Raw genomic sequence first — 23,133 nt, forward strand, 5'->3', positions numbered from 1 at the left:
GTACCGATATCCTCTGTATCCCCGACATGCTCATTTTTGTTATAATACAGGTCAGCAATAATCTTGCGTCCTCTAAACAGTTCGTTTAAGAAAGCGATCAGAAGATCTTTATTGGTATCTGATCCGAAAACTTTTTTAAATCCATAATCTGTTGTAATATCGATATATTTCGACTGTCTCAACTCACTCATAATACATTGTTTTTAAATTGGTTAACAATGCAAATATAAGTAAAAAAACATTTTAATACTAATATTTTTAGCGTAAAAATATTAGTATGTATATGAATTAAAACAAGTTCCCCGATGAAGATCATTTCCGTCCTATTCACTCCTCGGATCGGGTTTTAGCGGCATCTTGCCACAGCGGATCACCTCAACGGAAGGGCAACCGTATTCCAGAACAACTTTGCCTTCAACCAAATAGACTCCGGCCCCACGGAGTGGATATTTGGCTAGGCTCTGCGGGAAATGGACGGTATCAAAAAAGCGTCCCTCGGCATCGAGGAAAGTACCAAATTTCATCAGGTCGCCACGCTTGGTCTTCACAAATTTCTCACAGACAAAATCCCCCACCACACGGATTATTTTCCCTTCGTGCAGATGGAGTTCCCGAGCGGGCATATCGCCCCGATAATCGCTTTTGGTAAGGTCGAAAAGCGTCCCAGTAACGCAAAATCCAATCAGCTCCATCTCGTCGTAATAGTCTTCCAAGATATCTTCTTCCAATGGGGGCAGTATAGGCTTGCGACTCTCGGTCTCAAAGAGCGCCATACCTGCTGCGACAGGCTTATGCTTGCTCATCATCAGGTGAGCTGCCCACAGCAATTGCTTTTCCAAGAACTTTACGATAATGTACTAAAGTCGATCAATAGCTTATATTCCAATCCCAAAGAAGGCCTAACTTTGGTTCCTGGGCAGGCGATCACTTTAGCGGCTTACAAACATAGAGGACTTAAAACATCCGCTATTGCTTACTATGATGTCGATTACACCTTGTCTTTTTTGTTTAAAGATGGAAAAATAAGAATTAATAGTCCAACTTTTAATGCTCAAATTATGAACTACAACGGCACTTGGAATAAAATGGACGTGAAAAAATTTTATTTCAAAGGTAACGGTAATCCCAAAAGGGAGAAAAGCCATCAATTCGTAAACGCGTACTTTAATGGGCTGATCAAATCCATTCTTGAAAAATCCGCCAATATTGATAATTGGTAGATGAATTTACCAAAATAAGTTGTTCGTATATACGCTTATCCTGGTATTTTTGCTTAACTGTTATTTTCAAATCGAATAGACCAATTAACTATATTTAAGTTTCCCTACACATTCCCTGGGTATCACATTAAAGGCGTCTTGGCACGGCGGATCGCCCGAGACATAGGATAAAAAAGATCCAATATTTCCATAAGGGGCTATAACTGTATTGACAAGAGTATTTAAGCACCCTTGTCAATCGTTAAGGGAGCCTTTTTGGCTAGGCGTCCCTATAGTTAAATGATATTAAATTCCAGCTTCTTTATCGGTAAAAATCTGGACTCCTGCTTTCTTTTCAATTAACTGTAGCGGATATAGTTCAGGATTATATACACCATTAAGAACTTCATTCAAAGCGCTTCTCTTGGATTTACCAAAGGTAACAATCAGAATATTTTCAGCTTTATTGATAATAGGTTCAGTCAAAGTAATTCTGAACATTGCCTGTGGCTTTAGATAGTAGGCGTCAACCCATTTTTCTTTTTCTTGTAAGATCTTTTCTCCTGGAAACAGAGAAGCTGTGTGGCCATCATCACCCATTCCTAAAAGGATGAAATCAAAAATACCTTCAGCTCCCAAAACATTTCTGATTTGGGCTTCGTATGCTTTAGCGTAATTTTCAGGCTCAATTCCCTCTTTATACATGGGGAAAATCTGATTTTTATTGACCGGAACCTTATTCAAAAGTACTTCCAAAGTCATCTTAAAATTACTTTTCTCATCTTCAAGAGAAACCCATCTTTCATCTACCCAAAAAAAATGGATTTTGTTCCAAATTATTTTATCTGCATATTCAGGAGTAGCTAATAAACTAAAAATAGCTTTCGGTGAAGAGCCACCACTCAACGCGACCACAAATTTATCATGCTTCTGAATCGCTTTTTTCGAAAGCTCAACAAATGTATCTGCTGCTTCTTTATATAAAGCATCCAGATTATTAAATATCGTAATATTCATTCTCTTTTCATTAGATTTTAAACCCACTGATGTCCCTGCCGCTCTACCAGTGCATCACTGTCATCAGGGCCCCAGTTTCCTGAAGCATAATTTGGGAAAGATGGGTCTTTGGTTTTTTCCCAGGTTTCCTGAATCGTTTTTATCACATCCCAAGCTTCTTCTACCTGATCAGAGCGCATAAACAGTGTAAGGTCTCCCACAAGGGCTTCCAATAAAAGAGTTTCATAAGCTTCGGGAGTATCGGTCTGACAGGCAAAATTATCGAAAATCATCTCCACAGGTTTAAGCTCTAAAGACAAGCCTGGTTTTTTAGACATAAACTGCAATCTGATGTCCATTTGTGGCTGGATATTAATAACCAATCGGTTTGCCGACAGAAGCGAGGTGCTTTCTGAAAACGTAGAATTTGGAAGTGGCTTAAACTGAATCGTTATATAAGAATGCTTTTCTTTCATCTTCTTACCGGTACGAACATAAAAAGGAACATCCTCCCATCTTTCATTATCCAGATAAAACTTAATAGCGACAAATGTTTCCGTATTGGAATCATGAGCAATTCCCTCTTCCTGGCGATAGCCATTTACTTTTACCCCATTTACTTTGCCTCGTCCGTACTGTCCTCTTACCGCATAATGATCTACTTTTTCGGGAGAAATCCTACGGATGGATTTTAAAACATCAACTTTACGATCCCTGATCTCACCCGATTCAAGTGAAGCCGGAGGTTCCATAGCAACCATACAAAGAATTTGCAAAAGATGGTTCTGAATCATATCGCGCAAAGCTCCTGTCTGCTCATAAAAACTGGCTCTTGTTTCCACACCTACTTCTTCGGCGACCGTAATCTGTACCGATTCTATATGTCTGTGATTCCAAAGAGGTTCAAAAATTGAATTTCCGAACCTGAACGCCAAAATATTCTGAACGGTTTCTTTACCTAAATAATGATCGATACGATAAATCTGTTCTTCCTGGAACGTTTGTGAAAGAAGGTTATTTAGCTCAATGGCAGATTCTTTATTGTGACCAAAAGGTTTTTCGATAATAATTCGATCTGTTGCAGGATCAGATGCTATTGACGTATTTTTAAGATGATTTGAAATTACAGATACAAAGTTTGGTGCAATGGACAAATAGAAAAGTCTGTTGCCTCTCATTCCGTACACCTTATCAAAATTTTCCAGTTTCTGATATAAATTCCGATAAGAGCTTTCTTCATCAAGCTGATGCTGAAAATAGCAGATGTGAGCCTGAAAACCAGCCCAATCTTCCTTGATTACAGCCTTCCGGGAAAAACTCTCTATGTTTTCTTTAATATAAGCCCTGAATTTTTCATCCGTATTTTCGGCTCTTCCTAAAGCTAAGATATTAAACCCCTTTGGCATTCTGCCATCGATATATAAATTGTAGAAGGCAGGAAAAAGCTTTCTTTTTGCCAAATCCCCTGTTGCACCAAAAATAACGATCGTTGTTGGATGCAGGATTGTATTGTCACTCATTGTTGAATTCAGTTATTTGGGTTTTGCCATGACGTATGAAAGACTCCTTCTCTGTCAGTTCTTTGGTAAGTGTGTGCACCAAAATAATCACGCTGAGCCTGAAGCAGGTTTACAGGTAAAGATGCTGTGGTATAAGCTTCGAAATACCCTAGAGCCGACTGAATTCCTAAGCTTGGAATTCCGTTTGATACAGCAAAAGCCGCTGTTTTTCTTAATGAAGAAATTTTATCTTTTACAATTTCTGAAATTTCCTGATCCAATAAAATATTAGATAAGTTCTCGTATTTTGAATAAGCCAGATAAAATTTCTCCAATAAAACCGAACGAATGATACATCCACCTCTCCATATTTTAACAACATCTTTTAACGGAATTTCAAACTGATATTCTTCCGAAGCTTTTACCAATAATGCCAATCCTTGCGCATAACTGATTAAAGTAGATAAATACAAAGCATCCCCCACCTCTTTGATGAACAATTCTGTGCTTTCAAGAGTTTTTACTTCTTCTTTAGCATATAATTGCGAAGCTTTCACGCGCTCATCTTTGTAAGCGGATAAAATTCTTGATGTGACCGCAATATCGATGGTTGGAATAGACACCCCAACTTCCATAGCCTCCTGGGAGGTCCATTTTCCGGTTCCTTTTGCTCCTGCTTTATCTAAAATCTTGTCGACAAGAAAACCGTCGGTTACATCATCTTTTTGCTGGAAAATATCTCTTGTTATTTCAATAAGGAAAGAATTCATCTCGCCTTCATTCCATCTTTTGAAAACTTCATGCAATTGGTTATTGTTAAGATTAGCTCCTTTTCTCAGTAAATCGTATGCTTCACTGATTAATTGCATGATGGCATATTCTATACCGTTGTGAACCATTTTAACGTAATTCCCTGCAGCTCCTTTTCCCATATAAGCGGTGCAGGGCTCCCCCTTTACTTTTGCTGAAATAACTTCCAGCATAGGCTTCACTAAATTGAAAACTTCCAAATCTCCACCCGGCATAATACTCGGTCCTCTTCTTGCGCCCTGCTCTCCTCCAGAAACACCCATTCCCATAAAATGAAGGTTTTTAGAAGCTAAATCAGCTATACGTCTCTCGGTATCTTTGAAATAAGAATTTCCCGCATCAACGACAATATCATTTGGACTCAGAAGCGGTGTTATGCTTTCAAGAACAGCATCAACCGGTTTACCTGCAGGAACCATCAAAATAACTTTTCGCGGACTGTCTAAACTCAACACAAATTCATCTAGAGAAACAGTTCCAACAACCTTTGTACCTGAAGCAACTCCTTTACGAAGTTCAATTACCTTTTCTTCATCTAAATCGAATCCTACGACAGAAAAACCATTATCTGCAATATTGTAAAGCAGATTTCTTCCCATTACACCCAGACCAATGACCCCGTAATTATACTTTTCCATTCTTACTTAAAGTTTAGTTTATGCATCAAATTTACTGAAATGCATGCCAGCAAAAAAATTATCTAAAATTTTCTTTCAATTCTGACTTAGTTATCATCAACTGGAAAATATCATTAGTTATTTGGTTACGAGCTTCCAATATAAAAGAAGAGCGCCTTAAACAAGGCTAGTCAATACAAGTCTTAACATATCCGAATTCAAAATTATTTTATCAGGTATCGCATCAAAGCCCACATTTTCATCAACTTCTGAGAATCCTATTTGATTAGGTTCAAATTGAAAAACGTAGAATTTTTTATTAAACCAAACATCAAGCATTATTGAACCAGATGAAAACTTCATATATTCATACTTTAAATTATTCTTTTTCAAGAACTCAATCGTATTGTTGAACATCATTAAGTAATTCTCCATTTCTATTTCCTTGTTAAAAAAGTTCCCCTGAATTTCGAAGAAAAATACTGAACCCACCAGCTGATTTGATTTCAATCCTGTGTCCTATTGTCAATGCTGTAACGGAACCATTGGCATGATAAGTTACTAACTTATCATCTAAAATACCATACATTCTAACATTAGACCCCGATTCATAGTCCCATGCTGATCTCTAATCCGGTTTGGGGCACAAAGTGGGATGCTTATTTTTCTTTTATGCTGGATGTCCAGTTCAGTCATATGTAAAATCCGAAAATTTCAAAACTTCAATTTTTGCACAAGCAAAGGAAATAGCAGTGGGATTTGATGATGGCGAGTTAACGATAATAAAATCTCAATAACTATGGATCTTATCACAGTTGTTTATCGCGAAAGAGTTGATTGAAAAAAGAAGGAAAAAATACCAGATAAAGAAGGGCAGATAAAACTCATGATCTATTAATAAAAACATCAAAAAGAACAAGAATGATAACGAATATTCCTAGAGCAATTGGTCGGGTATACCAATATGAAGGTTGTCCGAACCTTTTCATAATAAGTCCAACAATAATGCTAAAAATGGCTAGAAACAAGCCCGATGCTTGATTATCATTCATACGCTAAAAATAAGTAAAAGAATTGACACGCTAGGTCCTAAATCAATTCCTAACTTTACTTGAAAAAAGAGCCCCGTTATAAGGAACATAACTGGAATCCCTAGTTTTTATTTACACATTTCGCGGGACAGTCCCGAAAAAAATGAAAAAGTTTTTTACTTGGTTAATGTATGTCGCTGCTTTTTTTTCTGGAATTATTATATTGTTGTTTATTTATTTGTCTGTTGACCCATTTCGTAAACAAAAACAAAGAAAACTTTATTATAAAAGGATCGAAGAAATAAAAAAACGTAGGAATCTTTACTGACAATCATAGTTTAAAAGCTCTACATCTTCTGCGCCAAAGGCCCATCTTTAGTGACCAGACTAGACCAACCGGGAAAAGACCCTACGGTTAGCTTTGCGATCAATCTGGACGCTAGAAATATATTGGCCACCGTTTCTTCCACCAAATCCCAGGTTACCTCGACAGGTGAAATCGCATCAAATGCTTCAAGGTTTTCTTTGACAAACTCCGCAGGATTTAAAAACGGTAGATTCTCCCTTTTATGCCATTCAGATTCTCTGGGAGTAGGAACGCTATTGTATAACCAAATATCTCCAACTATTCTTTCCTCATTCAATAAGTATGCATAACAAACCTTATCGTCATCTTCGATAAGTACGGCGAATTCTGGATGATCGTTTGATACATATTTTGTTAAACTTCCCATAAAATAGCTAATTTAAAACAACGAAGTCTGTGCCGTATCACTCCGCAATGGCGGCAATCCCTCCCATATCGAAAGCTTCATAACCTTGACTTGTTCAAAGAGATTGTTCAGCATAGCGCTAAGATAACATTTATATCAGAAAAAAGGCTGGATGGAGCCAGCCCTGATAAAGATCTTATCCTATTTTAAACACTAAACCAGGCAATTGTGTTCCATGGAAAAACTATGCTTAAAATTATATCTTGGATTCATGCAATGGTTTTACAACTTCAATACGCTCTCCATCGGCCGGAATAAATGTCTTGTGCAGCAATCCCTCTTTCTCCAATCTTTGCTTTAACTCAAGGCGTGTGGTAGGACAATGGTTGATGGCTTCCATGTGATTTGCCAATACTTTTCCTGGCGCATCACGGATAAACTTTACAATATCGTCCATTGTCATCAATAGTGGTCTGCCGAAATCGAATTGTGCCGAACCGCAAGCTAGCACAGATACGTCGGGCTTGTAGGTAGCCAACACCTTTTTTACGTCATCGGTATAAATGGTATCTGCACTTATATATACCGATTCATCATCGGATGACTGCCATACGAATCCATACACATGCCCCATTGGTTTTCTTACCCAGCCATAGCCATGAACTGCAGGTGTCGCAGTAAGTTTGCCTTTCAGAAACGAGATTGTCTCCCAATAATCAATCGCTTGCAGGACATTTAATCCCCATTTTTTTAATTGGCGGGCGTGGTTTTCACCGCACAGGACGGGAATTTTACGGCTACGCAAAAACTCGATTCCTACCGCATCGATATGGTCGGGATGCAGGTGTGTAATCAGGCAATAATCGATTTTCTGCAACAGTTTTTCGCTTTCAATGGGTAAATCAACCAAAGGGTTGCGACGGGGTTTGAAACGGAAAAGGGTTAGCGGAACAAATGTCTTTGACTTTCCCAATAAAGGATCAACCAATATAAAGTTGTCGTCCGATTCGATAATAATAGTGGCATTACGTATTTGATGTATTGTCATAGTGATAACGTATTTAAATTCCTAAATTAGCTGGTAAATTTCGGTACAACCTTCGGCTAACGAAAGATATTTACCCAGAGGTTTCCCGGTTACAAAATTGTTACCTAATGAATTATAAGGAATTTGAAAACTGTTCCGTAAATCTTTTTTTCAGAATATTTTCCGGGAAATGGAAACCCCTGATCCTCCATCATTTTTTTTATACGGGTGATGAACGCTTCATTGAATTGTGGCGTAAAATGCCCAAGGTTTCCAAAAAAGTATTATTAGAACAACTAAAAGAAATGGAAAACGATGGAATTGTGGTTCGAAAACAAGTGAACACCTTTCCTCCGGAAGTATATTATGGCTTATCTGAAACGGGTAAAAGCCTAGAGCAATTGCTGCTTCATATTGAATCGTGGATGGAAAATTACCAGTTTCAGCATACTACCGAGTTAGACCCTATGAAAGAAAAGCAAAAATAGGAAATGGTTTAATACATGGGGGCTGTGATACTGTCCCCTGATAAAAAGATGTATCTTAACCTATTAAAATTTATTATCCGATTATGAAGCAGAACAAATATGACGAGCAAACATTCTTCGATCAATATAAAAATATGGACAGATCTATTAAAGGTCTTGAAGGTGCCGGAGAATGGCATGCGTTAAAAAATATCCTTCCGAGCTTTGATGGCAAAAATGTACTGGACCTGGGCTGCGGCTTTGGCTGGCATTGTCGCTATGCTATTGAAAACGGAGCTAAAACGGTAACAGGTGTCGACCTTTCCGAAAGGATGCTCAATAAGGCGAAAGAAATCAATGACCTCCCTGGCATCACTTATATCAGAAGCGCATTGGAGGATATCAGGTTTGATGAGCAGGAGTTCGACTGCGTCATCAGTTCCCTTACATTCCATTACATCAAAGACTTTGATCCGCTTTGCATGCATATAAACCGTTGGCTAAAACCGGGCGGCAGTTTTGTGTTTTCTGTTGAGCATCCGATATTTACTGCAAGACCCGACCAAGACTGGATTTACGATGCAGCCGGAAACAAGTTATACTGGCCCGTGGACCATTACTTTGAAGAAGGAAAGCGGGAAACACATTTCTTACAAAACAATGTAATAAAATACCATAGGACACTTACCACTTATCTTACAATCCTGCTTGCCAATAACTTTGCGATCGATTTAGTTACTGAACCACAGCCAAACATGGAAATGATTAACAGTGTCGCCGGAATGGCAGACGAACTCAGAAGGCCTATGATGCTGATCGTGTCGGCACAAAAAAGGCCGAAATAATCCAGCCCTGATATATAGTTATGATCCCAATAATGGGATAGTCGGTTTTAAAAAAATAAAAAAACCTTGAGGAGGGGGATCTCAAGGTTTTTACTACCTGTTATTAACCTAATTTATGAAAGTATTGGTATAACAATGGTTAGTTCGCTTTCGTTTGATCTTTTTATAAAAAAGTTGAGTTCGTCTGTTCGGCCTTACAATTATTTTTATTTAAAAAGTGCTTTGACCTTTCAAAGATAAATGTTGACGCATTATACAACATGGTAGCCATTTATAACGAAACGGGTCAGACCGAAAAAGCCATCGAGATCTTAAATCAATTAATTAAATTGGAGCAAGTCCGAGCACAGAAGTTCTTGAGAGAAAACATAGCTAATTCATCTTTAGAAAGTCATTCAGTCGAACAGAGGCCTATGGAATAGCTTTAACAGGATATTTAGATAATTTAGAATGAACTTTACCAGTTTTAATAACTACCACAAACTTGACGTGGTTTTTGAGTTTTCGATCTAATGACACCGATTATGTTACACAGTCTAAGATGGTCTTATATTTTTAAGCACTGGATAGGTACCTTACTATTGGGTACTACTAGTGACTATATCCCCAGGATTTAACCCATTAAATTTTCCGGGTATTGGTCAAACGATCCTCTTTTCGCTACTTTGGCTTTGCTATAGCACAATATATTCTATTCCTACGTTGATATGTTGTACACTGGCATTCTATTGGTTCAAGAACAATACGCTCAATGTCAATTGGATCAAAATGACTTTAATACTGATTACATTGGCTGGCATTGCAATGACAATGGCACTAACAATGGGATCAATGGAGAGGGCCATATATTATTCGATCGCTGCAATAATTACTGGGATATTATTTAAGATTGAGAAGGTATGATTAATTTGCTTACTAAAATGTTAACCGGCTTTGGGCTTCGTTCTAACCCAAAAGGTCGTAAGATCAGTTGGAATAAACTAACACATATATAAGACATTTGTCATACATTTGTGCCAAATGAATAGAGAAAAGCTAATTTATAGTGCAGTAAAAGTTTTAAATGAAGACTTTCACGCTCCTTTAGAGCGAGTAGCCGAGGTTGCAAAAATCAGTAAGCGAACTTTGTATCGATATTTTAAGGATAGAGATGCACTTATAACTGCCTGCTATGTCGATATGCTTGAAACCTGGTATATCGCTATGGTTTCTGCATTTAACAGCGATACTAATCCGGTCAAACAACTGGAAGCAATGCTATACGCAGCTATCGACAGCGGTGTAAAATATATTTTCCTACACGCCCTTGAGGAGAGGCAGGTTGATGTGGCAGCGATGGACAAAGAAAAAGTTATTGCCTATCAACAAGCAAAAGAAAAGTGGTTTGCTATAGTTCCCCAGCTGCAGGCGAAACATATTATAGACAATCGCTTGTCCTCAGCCTGGATCAGACATCTCTTTGCCAGTGTGGCAAGAGCAAGTGTGAAGGCATTAAATTCTGGTGACGTCGCTCCAAATGATCTTAAAAAATTTGCCTGGCTATCATTTAGCCGTAGTATAGGAATCGTGGAGTCTTAAATATATAATAAACTATGATACAATCTTTTTTGCTAATAGGGCAATCAAATATGGCCGGCCGCGGAATTCCGGATTCAGTGCCGCCTATCATCAACGAATCAATAAAGATGCTTCGCAATGGACGCTGGCAGATAATGGCCGAACCCATACACAATGACAGGCTTATGGCTGGTGTGGGGCTCGCATCATCATTTGCTGCCTCCTGGCATGCGGATCACATTGGCGAGGAGATCGGCCTTATCCCTTGTGCTGATGGCGGTACCAGCTTAAATGACTGGCAGGTTGGTGGCGCGCTCTTTGACCACGCTATTTTTCAGGCTAAACTTGCTCAACGTAGCAGCCAGTTGACAGGAATATTGTGGCATCAGGGAGAAAATGACTCTTCCGCCGAACTGGCCGCAAAATATGGTGAAAAGTTTGATAGTATAGTCAATGAGCTACGGAAGCAATTAGGGGCTCCTGAAGTACCCCTGATTATCGGCGCGATCGGCGATTTTTTGCCTTATGGTCTATTTGGAGCGCATTTCAATGATTACCATTTGGTCAACAGCGCCTTAAAAAAATATGCAGCATCGCACAACAATTGTCACTTCGTTTCGGCAAAAGGATTAACTGCAAACGAAGACCAAATTCATTTCAACGCGTCGTCGCTTAGAAAATTCGGACTACGATACTATCAGGCATTTTTAAATGCAGCAGATGTGACCGAAGCTTTACCTGATGAAGATGAACTACTAGGGAAAATTTATGGACGTGAACTGTCCTCCAACGAAAAGAAGTTTATTTTAGATGTCAACTTTGCATCCGGGAAAATCTCGTTAAGTGAATTCCAGCATCAACTGAAATTGATCGATAAATAATTCAAGATTCATGTTATATCGGCGAGATATTAAACGATGTTATGATCTAAAGACGTTTATTCTTAAAGTATTCACAGAGTTGGATGAAAAGTTAATGAGAAGTATAGACTTGGAACAGTAAAAACAACCATGATTAATCTTATAATGATTTATTATTCGTGACTGTTCATTTATTATTCGTAGCAGATAAGCAATCCCTATTTATTAGTTTCGTGAATTATTTATTTTTAACACTATTGTATGCAAAATTCTTATTTCACTAAAATTTTCACGGTCCTTTTTCTGATACTTTTTCAATTTTCAGCGCTATCGGCTCAGGAGAAAATAAAGGTTATTTTACTCGGAACCTATCATTTCAATAATCCAGGAAACGATATGATTAAAGTACAGGATAGAAATATCCTATCCCCAGAAAATCAAAAGGACCTGGATAATGTCGTGGAAAAAATCTATTCATCTGATTATAAACCTGAACAAATATTTGTTGAAAGCAATTTTAATGAAAAGAAACAGTTAGATGCAAATTACAAGTCTTATCTAAAGAATCAATATAACGCGTTCACCGATACAATAAAAAGCGAACGGATGAGAAGATTTTTTAAGGAAGGTGAAACGGTTCAACTGGGATTTCGATTGGCAAAAAAATTGAAACATCAGGAATTGTATCCAATTGATACACTGATCGAAATGAGATTTGATATTTTGATGAAAGAGGCTAATTCCAATCCTACCTTAAAAAAAGAACTTGAAGAAATAAAATTGTCAATGTCGGATAAGTGTCTGGAAGAAAAGAATTTGAGTCAAATCTTTTTATGCATGAATGAAAAATCGAAACTAGACAACAATATTGGCTTTTATTTTTCATTCGCAAACAAAATTATGATCGGGAAAGATTATTTTGGTGCTAGACTCGTTACTGACTGGTATAAAAGAAATTTAATTATGTATGCCAATATCCAAAATCAAATTAAGCCTGGTACAAAAACCATCTTTATTTTGGTTGGAACCGGACATGCTTCAATATTTAGAACATTTTTTGAGGTTGATAAAAAGTTTGAATTAGTGGATCTAACAAAAATCTTTAATTAATATTAGGAGATCAGAGTTTATAACTCTTACTCCTTCCATTTCCATTGGATCCCCGTTAGGCATTTTCGCTAATAAAACTTTATTTTCCGCCGATTTAAAGGACATGGTTTAGGAGTGTTGAGTCTAAGCTTTCGATATATTCTTTGAATTCAATCGTACCTACACAACATCTTAGGCTACTTTTCTCAAATAAAAGGCTCCCTTCTTAACCGATAAGGGAACCTTTTTTGGCTATATGTACGCTTTAGCTAAATGTTAACCGACTTTGGGCTTTGATCTAATTTAAAATTAGGTATATTTTTGGATTTCGGCTTATTCTTTCGTTAATAAAAGGGCTATATCCTGTTTTGCAAGCACATGGCCTTTATGGACAATATTACTCTTGAGATAAAGGAAACATTGATCGATACGATCGAGTTTGCCTATTAACACTTTTATAGACTTTATATCCAGTTCTCCCATTTCCGCAGGAACGACTTTATTCGGATCTGAAATTAATTTTCCATCTTTCTTAAATTCTTCGAGTTGCCAAGAGTAACCTGTCCAAGGTCCTGCGACCAATGTTGTCTGTTTGGCATCCAAACTGATCTGTCCTTTATATTCCAAGCCCAGACTATCAACCCTGACCCGCTGGTCTTTTAAATCGATGACTAGATATTTCAAATAATCGCCGAAGTCTTTAGGCTCGAAATGGATACTATTGTCCTTGCGAATGATCTTGAGCTCCATAGCCCCTATTTTGTCTAATTTGATAGATTGCGAGAACTCCATAAAAGCAGCATACTCCTCTTCACTAATACCTAGATTTTTGTGATATGGTATAGGCTCTCCCGGTTTTAACTCCTTCATGGTTTTGAAAAACCAATCTTCATTGGTTTTCATGGCTTGTTTCATCTTCCCAACAATTGCAAGCTGCGATGCATTCGGTCGGGGAATTCCCAACACCGCTGCCGTATAGTTGCCTTCAGGAAGTTGTCCGTCAACGAAGTTAATTGCCAACGCATTGCTGTCCACCCCTGATTGCTTTTGCGCAGAAACATTGAAGGAAAATATGAATGCCACTAGCACCCCATAAAAACGAAAATATTGGTATAGAAATGTCATGTTCAACGTATTTGATCGATGAAATTACGGTTTAATCCTGACAATCCGCCATTTTCAGAGCCAAAGGTACATCTTTAGTGAAGAGACTAGACCAGCCTGGCAGGATCCCTCTCCAACTATTCTTCCTCCTTCAATAAGTATGCATAACAAACCTTATCATAAAGGAATGGTCGGTTCCTAAAAAAATAAAAAAACCTTGAGGAGAGGGATCTCAAGGTTTTTACTACCTGTTATTAACCTAATTTATGAAAAGTATTCTTATAACAATGGTTGATTCCTTTTCGTTTGATCTTTTATAAAAAACTCACCGACCCGATCACGGGTCTGTTGTCCAATTCGTTCCCTTGATCGCGGTGCCGGGCGACTGAGTCGTTGTTGTCGCGATATTGCTTGAACAATACGCCCAATTGTCCTAAAAATTCCATTGTTCTATTAGAGCCCAGTTGTGGTTGTTCCAAATTTTTCTTTAAACGAAGCATAAAAATGGGATAAGTTCTCAAACCCTAGATCCAGATAAAAATCGGATGGCTTTTGTTTTTTGTGCCTGATTAAATAATGGGCTTCGTCCAAACGCTTTGCCAATAACCATTTTTTTGGCGTTGTACCAAATGCTCTAGCAAAATCTCGCTTAAAGCCGGAAAGACTTCTTCCGGTCAGTTTTGCAAAAGATGTTACTGATACATTGAACATAAAATTCTGGTTCATAAATTCTTCCAAATCTATTTTGTAGGGTTCGGAAAAATCGAACAGAATTTGTTTAAAATCAGGGTTGCACTGTATTAATAACTCGATGGCTTCCCTGATTTTTAAATCTGCCAATCGTGGCGTTGCTTCTTTTTTCTTATTGATATACGGAGCCAGTGAAACGAAATAATTTTGCAGAAAATCATCCGGTTCAAATAACAATTTCTGTTTGCCGGTGTATTTTTTGTCCACCACAATTTTGTTTTCCAAGGCATACTGTTGCAATGTTTCCTTGTCCAACGTAATGGATACAAATTGGTATTTCCCCGATTTTGCAGGATATTTTATCGTTCTTATTAATTGATTTTTACGAACCAATACGACGACGTTTTCAGGAATTACGCTATTTCCGTCAGCGTGAAAAGCGTGTGTTTCTCCCGATAATTGAAATCCTAAGAAATGCTCGGGAATAAACTCTTCATTTCCTCTATGCTTTTCAAATACACAGGAATAGACCAACTTATCAAAAATAATTTCACGCTTTGCTTCCATACCACAAATATCTTAAATTTTAATTCAACCCGACAGCTCCTGCACCCGCGATTTCTTTATCCTGTTCTGGAGAGCCCCCCGAAGAAGCTATAGCCCCAATGATATTCCCGTTTTTATCCTTCAGCACGACACCTCCAGCAATGGTCAATAGTCCGTCATTTGAATTCAGCATTCCATATCCGTGAATATCTGCTCCGGAAACGATTGTGCCCATTATGTCACTATCTACACCGAACATTACGGCGGTTCTGGCTTTTTTTACGGCAAATTCTATTACTCCAAAGACACTGTCTAATCTTGCAAAAGCAAGCAGATGCCCCCCAGCGTCAACCACTGCAATGCTTACGGGAATGTTTAAAGCTTTCGCTTTTTCTATGGAAGCATTTAAGGCTTTCGTTGCTTCGTTATAAGTTATGTTCATTTTTCAAGTTTTTATGATCCGTGCTTTATGGACTTCTATTTAGCTTTTAGCCGTCCAAGCTTCTGCCTGCAATTGTTTTACAAAATCTTCTGTTTCTTTTGGATGTACATTTCTGAAGTTCGAATTTTCATCCAACGCCACATCAACGATACACTCCGCCATCGATTGAGGATCTAACTGGTTGGCCAAAGCTTCGGCAGTACCATCGAATGCAGATGGAGGTGTAAAATTGGTTTCGGGATTGTACCAACGGGAAATTGTATCAACACCTCGATCATTAAAACCGGTTCCAAAAATACCCGGATTACAGGTTGCAATCTTGATATTGAATGGCGCCAATTCTGTTTTCAACCCCTCAGCGATTGATCCCATTGCGTGCTTGGATGCACAATAAGCGGCCACATAAGGAACGGTCCATAATTCTCCCATAGAAGTTGTGAAAACAATTTTACCAGGTCTTTTTTCGTCAATAAATTTTTTGATAAAACCTTGCGCCAGTTGCAATCCACCAAAAACATTGACATCAAACATCGAACGGATTAGGTTTACAGGCTGCTCCGCAATGGGACCACCTTCCATAATTCCGGCATTACTGATCAAAATATCGATATCGTATTTTTTAGTGATATAAGCGATATCTGTAGCATTGGTTACATCCAATTTATCCACAGTCATTTCTACGCCTTGCTCTTTGGCATCTCTTATCAAGTCGCTCATTTGCGGATAAACTTGCACTGTTGCAATCACCTTATGTCCTTTTTTTGCTAAATCAAAAGCGGCAATTTTTCCAAATCCACTTGCAGCTCCTGTGATTAAAATTCTCTTGCTCATATTTTCTGTATTTAAAAGTTATACAGCAAAATTGGACTAATTAGCGATGAAATTAATTCGTGAGAAGTTCAAAATTATATTGGCAGAAAGTCCAAGCAATTGTTGGGTGTTAGCTATTTATCATTTTTTGTTTCAGATAACCTATTGAGCAAGAAATGCAACAGCCTTCGTTAAAAAAGTCTCATAATTTTGATAAAATGCGGCGTGCCCCGAATCTGAAAATTCCAAAAGAATAGCGTTTTCTAAATTTTGTTTCATATTGTAGGCATTTTGAATGGAAATTGGAAGGTCCTGATCACCATGTACGATTAAAACAGGTTTTTTGATAGCCTTAATTTCATTCAGTGCTCCGGGGTCTGGCTGTGCCCAGGTTAGTACAGCTGTAAACTGAGCAGACGAACTGGCATCGCTAAGCACTGGATCTCTATCAATTATCCGTTGATGAACTCTAGCATAAGATGATTTTCCAGACGCAATACTTGACTGTGAATCGGTAAATCCGAATTTTAAGTAGGAATCTTCGGGGCTAAGTCCAGCACTTCCAGCAATTATATTTGGAAGATTGGAAAGACCAATAGCTCCTTTAGGCCCACTATCAGCTAAAATTATTTTATTAATTAATCCGGGATCCGTCAAAACAATTCTTTGAGCCACAAATCCGCCCATTGAAAATCCCATAATATTGACCTTCCCTAAATTCAATGCTCTGATAAAATCAATGGCATCGTTAGCCATTGCCTGAATAGTATTGGGGGTAGCTCCTTTGGAAGATGCCACTCCTTTATTATCAAATATGATCAATTTGTATTCTTTCGCGAGACCGTCGGTCACGGCAGGATCCCAATCATCCATAGAACCACCTGTTCCAGGTAGTAATACTAGCGGAATTCCTCCATCTTTACCCCAACTTCGGTAAGCGAAATCTGTTCCTTTCACATTGATGAAGCTGGTCTTCGCATTTTTGTGATTTACAATGGTTGTCTCCTGCCCTATTGGTAAATCATTATCGTTGATACACGAAAACGATACTGCGGAAAAAAGGCTTAAACATAGTGCGCCTGCGATAGTAAATTTTCTGAATGTCTTCATTTTATTATTGTTTTAATGATTATGAAGCAAACTTAAAACGATCCCCAAAGCAGTACATACCCAAAACAGTTGAACCGGACAATTTTGTAAGTGAATTAGTCAATTCCGCGGCTCATATAGTTTCATAGAAAAGTACCTCTACGTTCATTAAAGGACAATGCTTTCTATCAAAAACCTACATAGCCGGTTCTTTTATCTACCGATATCTTACTTTCAATCCGATTTATAAAAATGGAACTTCCTGTTCGAGCTTTAAAACTCCCAGCTCACCTGTGAATATGTCCACTTGAACCTATTCTCCGTTTAACACCCACGCCGACCAACATACATTTGTTGCAACAAAAGAAATCAGATCGTAAAATCTAAAACAAAAAAGAAATGAAGACAAAAATAACAACAATCCTTATGGTAGCGACATGCGCACTATGTATTCCTACAATTACAAGTGCACAGCACACCATAGCAAAAACGGAAAGCGTAAACTCAGAAACCGGTATCAGACCTTATAAGATCAATATTCCACAAGTTAAACTTGATGAACTGAAAAGACGTATTTCGGAGACCCGGTTTCCAGATAGCGAAACGGTAAACGATGAATCACAGGGCATACAACTAGCCCAGTTAAAAGAACTGATCAATTATTGGGGAAATGGCTATGACTGGCGTAAGCTTGAAAACAAACTGAACGCGCTGCCACAGTTTGTCACCAAGATTGATGGACTTGACATACAGTTTATCCACGTGCGTTCAAAGGAAAAAGGTGCCTTACCCCTTATCCTTACACATGGGTGGCCAGGGTCACCCATGGAATTTATCGATGCTATAGGCCCACTGACAGATCCCGTCAAATACGGTGGTAAAGCTGAAGATGCCTTTGATGTTATCATTCCCGCAATTCCAGGATATGGATTTTCCGAAATCCCTAAAGAACTTGGCTGGAACCCAGAGCGTGTTGCCAAAGCCTGGGATATTTTGGTAAAACGTCTGGGCTATACAAAATATGTTTCTCAAGGTGGAGACCATGGGTCTGTAATCTCCGACGCGCTTGCCAGACAGGCTCCTTCGGGGCTATTGGGTATCCACCTGACTATGCCGGCCACAATTCCTGCAGACCTGGTAAAACCAATCAACACCGGTGATCCCGCTCCGACAAGCCTTTCTCCAGAAGAAACAAAGGCTTATAATTCAATGCGCACTTTCTTTGGCAGAAACGCAGCGTATGGCGGGATGATGGTGACTAGGCCACAAACTACAGGCTATTTGCTTTCTGATTCTCCAACTGCACTAGCAGCGTTTTTATACGAAAAGATCGCTGAGTGGTCAGAAAGTAATCTCCGGCCAGAAAAAGTAATTAGCCGCGATGCGATCCTTGATGATATAACATTGTATTGGCTAACCAATACCGGAGCATCCTCGTCCCGCTTTTACTGGGAAAATAATAACAACAATTTCAGTTCCGAACATCAGCAAACAAAGCGCATAAAAATTCCTGTAGCTATTTCAGTATTTCCGCATGAAATCTATCAAGCACCAGAAAGCTGGTCGAGAGCGGCTTATCCTTCTTTATACTATTATCATATCGCACCAAAAGGTGGGCACTTTGCGGCATGGGAACAGCCGGAGCTCTTCACGCAGGAAATGAGGAACGCTTTTAAAACGCTACGGGATCAACTGTGATGATCTTCCTTTATGATCCAAACTGTCCATTCAGGGCTTAAAACGTCTATTTCAAGCAGTTTACAGTGGCAGCAAAAGCATAATTCCAGTCTATTTGCACAAAGAATTTAAGGTTTAATTATTAAAAATATAGAAATGAACAGATTAGCAATTTTAGTAGTGACAGTTTTGATGATGTTCTGCTCACACTCAAAAGGACAGACCTTATCTGGTCAGGTGACATGGGAATGCACGCTTAAAAGGAAATCCCCCGAAGAAGGCGAAATACGGATGAAGGCCAGGATCGCCCCCGGATGGCATATGTATGCACTGGGCAACAGCCCCCTGAGCCCGATCAAGATGAATTTTAAATTCGAGCCTGACAGAACTTACCAATTGGTGGGAAATGTGAGCCAGCCCAGCCCACTGTTGAAGTTTGATAAACTTCTGGGCATGCCAGTTACCTATTTTGAAAATGAGGTCGAGTTCGGTCAGAAGATCAGATTAAAGGGCAAAAATGGAACAATCCGGGGAACCATTCAGTTTATGCAGTGCAGCGATCAGGTATGTGTTCCGCCACAGGATTTCGGCTTCTCCCTAAAAATCTTCAACTAAAAACAAACTATAAACAGCTTAAAAATTTAGATCATGAAATCAATAAAAGAAATACTATACGTTTTGAGCCTGCCTTTGATCATTGCCCTGATCATGGCCTTCAAGGGTATCAATGATGATAAAAACCTGCAAAAGATCAAAAGCAGCAACTCCGACAAAAGCTTCGCGGTGGTCGAGCTCTTTACTTCAGAAGGTTGCTGGAGTTGCCCTCCCGCAGATGAGCTTATTGCAAAACTTGAGAAGGATAACCTGAATAAAAAACTTTATATCATGGCCTTTCATGTCGATTACTGGGATCATCAGGGATGGAAAGATCACTTCAGCAAAAGCAGTTTTACCGAAAGACAGAAACAGTACGCCACATGGATGAATCTAAGTACCTTATATACCCCCCAGATGGTCATCAATGGCAAACAGGAAATGGTCGGATCGGAAACAGGCAAAGTCATCAGCAGCATCCAGTCCGCGATGCTGGAACAACATACTGAAACCCTTGCTTTAAAAGTATTGAAAGCCGAAGGCAAAAATATCCAGATCGCTTATGTATCATCCTCTAGCTCCAAAAATTCGGACATCCTGGTCGCTCTTGTCCAGAAACACGCTTCCTCTCAGGTATCTGCGGGAGAGAACGCCGGAAAAGCCCTCTCCCATGTGCAGGTTGTACGCGAGCTGAAGAGCATGGGCACTAAAGCCCAGGACAGTTTCTCTTTTAAACTTCCGGAAACCGGTCATGCATGGGAAATCATCGCTTTCGAGCAGGACAAGAAATCCGGAGAAATACTAGCTGCCACAAGCATAAACCTTTAGGAAATAGATTGTCCACTTCGGGGATCCAAAAGAAGAATTCAACCTGCAATATGTCCGGTCCAACTATTTTGAGCTTCCCTAGGGCAGTACTTTACCTTAATTTTAACATAACAAAAGAGCAAGATCATGAAACTCCTAAAGCGAATCCAACTGATACCCACCATATTCATCTGCATTGTGGTCGGTCTTATCGCCCTTCAATTTTTCAATAGAACCATTGAACAAAAAGCCGTAACCGGACATATCAGAAATGTGCCTAAACAGGTCCAGCTTATCCTAGAACGTTCCTGTTTCAACTGCCATTCCAATGAGCAGCGGCTATCTTTCTTTGATAAAATTGCCCCGGTATCGTGGATCGTAAACAGGGATATTAACCGTGCACGGGAAGTGATGAATTTTTCCGAGTGGGATAAGCTCTCCGATGCGGAACAGAAAAGTAAATTTTATGCCATTTACAATATGGTAAACGCGGGTAAGATGCCCCTGCCTTCCTATGCGCTCACACATCCGGACTCAAAACTATCTGCTGTTGAAGTAGCGACCATAAAACTGTATGCCCTTTCGCTATCCGCAAAAGATGGTTTGCTACCTGCACGTCAAGGTATTGCGAACGTAATAGAAACAACAGCTGCCCTTGCCCCGGTATCACCGAACGGAATCCCGTACAATGCCGATTTTAAGAACTGGAAAGTGATCGGCATGAGCACGCTTATCGACAATACAATACGCGTGATTTACGGAAATGACATCGCTGTCCGCGCTATCGAAGAGGAAAACTTCCACCCCTGGCCCGATGGCAGTGCAGTGGCCAAGGCGGTTTTTAAACAGACCCGAAAATCCAATGGAGATATCGTGCCCGGAGATTTCGTAAACATGCAGTACATGGTAAAAGACGGAAAAACATTTAAGGAAACCGAAGGCTGGGGCTTTGCGAAATTCAATGGTCAAGATTTAAAACCTACCGGAAAGACCGCACTGTTTGCCCAACAGTCCTGTATCAGCTGTCATAGGCAGCTCGCAGAATCGACGGGTTACCTGTTCAATGTTCCGCCGAAAGTGAGCTCCAAAAGAATGATCCAGCAATATTTAAAAACTGTCCAAAAATGAAAAAGATCTTATCCGTACTATTTCTATGTAGTTTAATCTTCGGCTCATGCAGCAAGAACATATCAGATAAAGAGAATGGAAAAATACGGTTCATGTTTGAACCCGGCGAACTGAAATTTATCTCATCATCTTTTAATACGGACAGGCAGACGATGTCGGCATTATACGGGAATAAGGAAGCCCTGTCCCTCCTGGAAGGAGCCCGACATAGTCACGACCGCGTTTCCCTCAAGCTTGTTACCTATAAAATGATGGAAGATCCGCAATATTTTGGGAGTAAAGTAAACGGTGAACTCTTGCGTGTAGAAACGGTAAAAGCCGGCGGCGATGGCAAACTGGACTATACCACAGAATATGGTGAAATACCCTCCGGGGAATCTAGAGAGCAGCGTATTGCCGACATAATGGATACTGATCCCGTAAATTTTCCACAATGATAGCTTCAACTCAATAATTTAAAATCGACAAAAAACAGATCCAATGAATACAATAGCAAATTTTGGCAAAAAGGTGATTTTCACCCTCTCGTTATCCCTGATTGCCACAGCAGGTGCATCATTAGTCCACGCCCAACAGCTTTCTCAGGATAAACATGCACAGGCTGACAACACCGTAGACTCCGCATTCCAGCATACAAAAAAAATAAGGGCAGGACTGCTTGATATAGGCTACGCAGAGGTCGGTTCAAAAACTGGAAAGCCCGTTATACTGCTCCATGGATGGCCATACGATATCCATAGTTTTGAAAAATCCGCTGAATTGCTTGTAGCAAAAGGATACTGGGTACTTGTGCCCTATCTCCGGGGTTATGGAACAACAACCTTTATTTCGCCAAAGGCTGTACGTAACGGACAGCAGTCAGCTGTGGCGCTCGATATCATCGCCTTCATGGATGCCCTGAAAATAGATAAAGCTGTTGTTGGGGGCTTTGACTGGGGCGCCAGGACTGCCGATATCATGGCTGCCCTCTGGCCGGAACGTGTTTCTGCACTCGTAGCCGTAAGCGGGTATCTGATCGGGAGCCCCAAAACAAATGAGATCCCACTTCCACCGGCTGCTGAATTCTTGTGGTGGTACCAGTACTATTTCTCAACGGAGCGGGGTTACAAAGGTTACAAAGCACATACAGCGGATTTTAACAAACTAATTTGGAAAACAGCCTCCCCGAAATGGTCTTTTGATGAGGAAACCTATCAGCGCTCGGCCAGATCGTTTGAAAATCCTGACCATGTTGCTATCGTGATCCATAATTACCGCTGGCGGTTGGGGCTGGCTCCCGGAGAGAAACAGTACGACGAACTTGAAGCAAAGCTCGCCAAATCACCGGATATCACCGTACCGACCGTGACCCTGGAAGGTGATGCCAACGGTGCGGCGTTTCCACTCCCTGAAAACTATGCTTCCAAATATAAAGGAAAGTACAAACACCATAACCTGACGGGTGGGATCGGACACAACCTGCCACAGGAAGCTCCCAAAGAATTTGCGGATGCCATTATTGAGGCCGACTCGCTTTCTAAATAATAAAGAAATTAA

At 39.6% G+C, this 23,133-nt stretch carries 24 protein-coding genes and 1 pseudogene; 13 read left to right on the plus strand and 12 right to left on the minus strand.

The window, feature by feature from the left end; all coding sequences use genetic code 11:
- On the minus strand, nucleotides 1-191 hold a 191-nt coding region (locus IQ31_RS05215), incomplete at its 3' end, for a PD-(D/E)XK nuclease family transposase (RefSeq protein WP_208734124.1).
- 279 nt (nucleotides 192-470) lie between these two features.
- Here IQ31_RS05215 and IQ31_RS05220 point away from each other — a divergent pair.
- Nucleotides 471-1,220, plus strand: coding sequence for a hypothetical protein (locus IQ31_RS05220; RefSeq protein WP_145327327.1), 750 nt, complete (start codon nucleotides 471-473; stop codon nucleotides 1,218-1,220).
- A 285-nt stretch (nucleotides 1,221-1,505) separates the two neighbouring features.
- On the opposite strand, the gene pgl is transcribed toward IQ31_RS05220, so the two are convergent.
- From pgl to IQ31_RS05250, 6 genes are all read right to left on the minus strand, one after another.
- Entirely contained in the window at nucleotides 1,506-2,216 is a 711-nt protein-coding gene (pgl, locus tag IQ31_RS05225; RefSeq protein ID WP_145327328.1) for a 6-phosphogluconolactonase, read from the minus strand.
- A gap of 17 nt (nucleotides 2,217-2,233) precedes the next feature.
- Nucleotides 2,234-3,715 (minus strand): glucose-6-phosphate dehydrogenase, encoded by a 1,482-nt coding sequence (gene zwf, locus IQ31_RS05230; RefSeq protein ID WP_145327329.1) that lies wholly within the window; start codon nucleotides 3,713-3,715, stop codon nucleotides 2,234-2,236.
- Between the two features lie 8 nt (nucleotides 3,716-3,723).
- Complete coding sequence (gndA, locus tag IQ31_RS05235) at nucleotides 3,724-5,142, minus strand: NADP-dependent phosphogluconate dehydrogenase (protein ID WP_145327330.1); 1,419 nt, start codon at nucleotides 5,140-5,142, stop codon at nucleotides 3,724-3,726.
- Nucleotides 5,143-5,298: 156 nt separating this feature from the next.
- Nucleotides 5,299-5,631, minus strand: a complete 333-nt coding sequence (locus IQ31_RS05240; protein WP_145327331.1) for a hypothetical protein — start codon at nucleotides 5,629-5,631, stop codon at nucleotides 5,299-5,301.
- 868 nt (nucleotides 5,632-6,499) lie between these two features.
- A complete protein-coding gene (locus tag IQ31_RS05245; protein ID WP_145327332.1) occupies nucleotides 6,500-6,886 on the minus strand; it encodes a hypothetical protein in 387 nt (128 codons plus the stop codon).
- A 235-nt stretch (nucleotides 6,887-7,121) separates the two neighbouring features.
- On the minus strand, nucleotides 7,122-7,913 hold the full coding sequence (locus tag IQ31_RS05250; protein WP_145327333.1) for an MBL fold metallo-hydrolase: 792 nt from the start codon (nucleotides 7,911-7,913) through the stop codon (nucleotides 7,122-7,124).
- A 107-nt stretch (nucleotides 7,914-8,020) separates the two neighbouring features.
- On the opposite strand from IQ31_RS05250, the gene IQ31_RS05255 reads away from it, so the two are divergent.
- The 6 genes and pseudogenes from IQ31_RS05255 to IQ31_RS05280 all read left to right on the plus strand — a co-directional run bounded on the left by IQ31_RS05255 (nucleotide 8,021) and on the right by IQ31_RS05280 (nucleotide 12,731).
- Nucleotides 8,021-8,380, plus strand: a complete 360-nt coding sequence (locus IQ31_RS05255; protein ID WP_145327334.1) for a winged helix-turn-helix transcriptional regulator — start codon at nucleotides 8,021-8,023, stop codon at nucleotides 8,378-8,380.
- An 83-nt stretch (nucleotides 8,381-8,463) separates the two neighbouring features.
- Nucleotides 8,464-9,204, plus strand: coding sequence for a class I SAM-dependent methyltransferase (locus IQ31_RS05260; protein WP_145327335.1), 741 nt, complete (start codon nucleotides 8,464-8,466; stop codon nucleotides 9,202-9,204).
- A gap of 218 nt (nucleotides 9,205-9,422) precedes the next feature.
- Nucleotides 9,423-9,626: pseudogene (locus IQ31_RS28190) on the plus strand (hypothetical protein); the annotation flags it as partial.
- A 598-nt stretch (nucleotides 9,627-10,224) separates the two neighbouring features.
- Nucleotides 10,225-10,782 (plus strand): TetR/AcrR family transcriptional regulator, encoded by a 558-nt coding sequence (locus IQ31_RS05270; RefSeq protein ID WP_145327336.1) that lies wholly within the window; start codon nucleotides 10,225-10,227, stop codon nucleotides 10,780-10,782.
- A 14-nt stretch (nucleotides 10,783-10,796) separates the two neighbouring features.
- Complete coding sequence (locus tag IQ31_RS05275; RefSeq protein ID WP_145327337.1) at nucleotides 10,797-11,642, plus strand: sialate O-acetylesterase; 846 nt, start codon at nucleotides 10,797-10,799, stop codon at nucleotides 11,640-11,642.
- A 240-nt stretch (nucleotides 11,643-11,882) separates the two neighbouring features.
- Nucleotides 11,883-12,731: a DUF5694 domain-containing protein gene (locus IQ31_RS05280; RefSeq protein ID WP_145327338.1), complete on the plus strand. Its 849-nt coding sequence runs from the start codon at nucleotides 11,883-11,885 to the stop codon at nucleotides 12,729-12,731.
- A 312-nt stretch (nucleotides 12,732-13,043) separates the two neighbouring features.
- On the opposite strand, the gene IQ31_RS05285 is transcribed toward IQ31_RS05280, so the two are convergent.
- The 5 genes from IQ31_RS05285 to IQ31_RS05305 all read right to left on the minus strand — a co-directional run bounded on the left by IQ31_RS05285 (nucleotide 13,044) and on the right by IQ31_RS05305 (nucleotide 17,412).
- On the minus strand, nucleotides 13,044-13,835 hold the full coding sequence (locus IQ31_RS05285) for a hypothetical protein (RefSeq protein WP_145327339.1): 792 nt from the start codon (nucleotides 13,833-13,835) through the stop codon (nucleotides 13,044-13,046).
- Between the two features lie 432 nt (nucleotides 13,836-14,267).
- Complete coding sequence (locus IQ31_RS05290) at nucleotides 14,268-15,071, minus strand: helix-turn-helix domain-containing protein (protein WP_145327340.1); 804 nt, start codon at nucleotides 15,069-15,071, stop codon at nucleotides 14,268-14,270.
- Between the two features lie 19 nt (nucleotides 15,072-15,090).
- Complete coding sequence (locus IQ31_RS05295; protein WP_145327341.1) at nucleotides 15,091-15,492, minus strand: GlcG/HbpS family heme-binding protein; 402 nt, start codon at nucleotides 15,490-15,492, stop codon at nucleotides 15,091-15,093.
- Nucleotides 15,493-15,531: 39 nt separating this feature from the next.
- Complete coding sequence (locus tag IQ31_RS05300) at nucleotides 15,532-16,323, minus strand: SDR family oxidoreductase (protein ID WP_145327342.1); 792 nt, start codon at nucleotides 16,321-16,323, stop codon at nucleotides 15,532-15,534.
- A 141-nt stretch (nucleotides 16,324-16,464) separates the two neighbouring features.
- Nucleotides 16,465-17,412 carry an alpha/beta fold hydrolase gene (locus tag IQ31_RS05305; protein WP_145327343.1) on the minus strand — a complete coding sequence of 316 codons (948 nt, stop codon included), beginning with the start codon at nucleotides 17,410-17,412 and terminating at the stop codon, nucleotides 16,465-16,467.
- 378 nt (nucleotides 17,413-17,790) lie between these two features.
- Between IQ31_RS05305 and IQ31_RS05310 the strand changes: the two genes are divergently transcribed.
- From IQ31_RS05310 to IQ31_RS05335, 6 genes are all read left to right on the plus strand, one after another.
- Nucleotides 17,791-19,089: an epoxide hydrolase family protein gene (locus IQ31_RS05310; RefSeq protein WP_145327344.1), complete on the plus strand. Its 1,299-nt coding sequence runs from the start codon at nucleotides 17,791-17,793 to the stop codon at nucleotides 19,087-19,089.
- A gap of 135 nt (nucleotides 19,090-19,224) precedes the next feature.
- Nucleotides 19,225-19,683 (plus strand): protein-disulfide reductase DsbD N-terminal domain-containing protein, encoded by a 459-nt coding sequence (locus tag IQ31_RS05315; protein ID WP_145327345.1) that lies wholly within the window; start codon nucleotides 19,225-19,227, stop codon nucleotides 19,681-19,683.
- 33 nt (nucleotides 19,684-19,716) lie between these two features.
- Nucleotides 19,717-20,490: a DUF1223 domain-containing protein gene (locus IQ31_RS05320; protein WP_145327346.1), complete on the plus strand. Its 774-nt coding sequence runs from the start codon at nucleotides 19,717-19,719 to the stop codon at nucleotides 20,488-20,490.
- A 126-nt stretch (nucleotides 20,491-20,616) separates the two neighbouring features.
- Nucleotides 20,617-21,597 (plus strand): heme-binding domain-containing protein, encoded by a 981-nt coding sequence (locus tag IQ31_RS05325; protein WP_145327347.1) that lies wholly within the window; start codon nucleotides 20,617-20,619, stop codon nucleotides 21,595-21,597.
- A complete protein-coding gene (locus IQ31_RS05330) occupies nucleotides 21,594-22,034 on the plus strand; it encodes a hypothetical protein (protein ID WP_088161203.1) in 441 nt (146 codons plus the stop codon). Before IQ31_RS05325 ends, IQ31_RS05330 begins: the two co-directional genes overlap by 4 nt.
- A 43-nt stretch (nucleotides 22,035-22,077) precedes the next feature.
- Nucleotides 22,078-23,121: an alpha/beta hydrolase gene (locus tag IQ31_RS05335; protein ID WP_145327348.1), complete on the plus strand. Its 1,044-nt coding sequence runs from the start codon at nucleotides 22,078-22,080 to the stop codon at nucleotides 23,119-23,121.
- Nucleotides 23,122-23,133: the final 12 nt, after the last annotated feature.

The organism is Sphingobacterium siyangense, from assembly GCF_007830445.1.
GTDB lineage: Bacteria > Bacteroidota > Bacteroidia > Sphingobacteriales > Sphingobacteriaceae > Sphingobacterium > Sphingobacterium siyangense.

Coding starts and splice junctions, on each gene's coding strand:
- IQ31_RS05325 (WP_145327347.1), top strand. CDS start 20,617: ATGAAACTCCTAAAGCGAATCCAACTGATACCCACCATATTCATCTGC.
- IQ31_RS05320 (WP_145327346.1), top strand. CDS start 19,717: ATGAAATCAATAAAAGAAATACTATACGTTTTGAGCCTGCCTTTGATC.
- IQ31_RS05285 (WP_145327339.1), bottom strand. CDS start 13,835: ATGACATTTCTATACCAATATTTTCGTTTTTATGGGGTGCTAGTGGCA.
- IQ31_RS05280 (WP_145327338.1), top strand. CDS start 11,883: ATGCAAAATTCTTATTTCACTAAAATTTTCACGGTCCTTTTTCTGATA.
- IQ31_RS05245 (WP_145327332.1), bottom strand. CDS start 6,886: ATGGGAAGTTTAACAAAATATGTATCAAACGATCATCCAGAATTCGCC.
- IQ31_RS05330 (WP_088161203.1), top strand. CDS start 21,594: ATGAAAAAGATCTTATCCGTACTATTTCTATGTAGTTTAATCTTCGGC.
- IQ31_RS05315 (WP_145327345.1), top strand. CDS start 19,225: ATGAACAGATTAGCAATTTTAGTAGTGACAGTTTTGATGATGTTCTGC.
- IQ31_RS05310 (WP_145327344.1), top strand. CDS start 17,791: ATGAAGACAAAAATAACAACAATCCTTATGGTAGCGACATGCGCACTA.
- gndA (WP_145327330.1), bottom strand. CDS start 5,142: ATGGAAAAGTATAATTACGGGGTCATTGGTCTGGGTGTAATGGGAAGA.
- IQ31_RS05270 (WP_145327336.1), top strand. CDS start 10,225: ATGAATAGAGAAAAGCTAATTTATAGTGCAGTAAAAGTTTTAAATGAA.
- pgl (WP_145327328.1), bottom strand. CDS start 2,216: ATGAATATTACGATATTTAATAATCTGGATGCTTTATATAAAGAAGCA.
- zwf (WP_145327329.1), bottom strand. CDS start 3,715: ATGAGTGACAATACAATCCTGCATCCAACAACGATCGTTATTTTTGGT.
- IQ31_RS05305 (WP_145327343.1), bottom strand. CDS start 17,412: ATGAAGACATTCAGAAAATTTACTATCGCAGGCGCACTATGTTTAAGC.
- IQ31_RS05255 (WP_145327334.1), top strand. CDS start 8,021: ATGAATTATAAGGAATTTGAAAACTGTTCCGTAAATCTTTTTTTCAGA.
- IQ31_RS05275 (WP_145327337.1), top strand. CDS start 10,797: ATGATACAATCTTTTTTGCTAATAGGGCAATCAAATATGGCCGGCCGC.
- IQ31_RS05335 (WP_145327348.1), top strand. CDS start 22,078: ATGAATACAATAGCAAATTTTGGCAAAAAGGTGATTTTCACCCTCTCG.
- IQ31_RS05290 (WP_145327340.1), bottom strand. CDS start 15,071: ATGGAAGCAAAGCGTGAAATTATTTTTGATAAGTTGGTCTATTCCTGT.
- IQ31_RS05250 (WP_145327333.1), bottom strand. CDS start 7,913: ATGACAATACATCAAATACGTAATGCCACTATTATTATCGAATCGGAC.
- IQ31_RS05260 (WP_145327335.1), top strand. CDS start 8,464: ATGAAGCAGAACAAATATGACGAGCAAACATTCTTCGATCAATATAAA.
- IQ31_RS05300 (WP_145327342.1), bottom strand. CDS start 16,323: ATGAGCAAGAGAATTTTAATCACAGGAGCTGCAAGTGGATTTGGAAAA.
- IQ31_RS05295 (WP_145327341.1), bottom strand. CDS start 15,492: ATGAACATAACTTATAACGAAGCAACGAAAGCCTTAAATGCTTCCATA.
- IQ31_RS05220 (WP_145327327.1), top strand. CDS start 471: ATGGACGGTATCAAAAAAGCGTCCCTCGGCATCGAGGAAAGTACCAAA.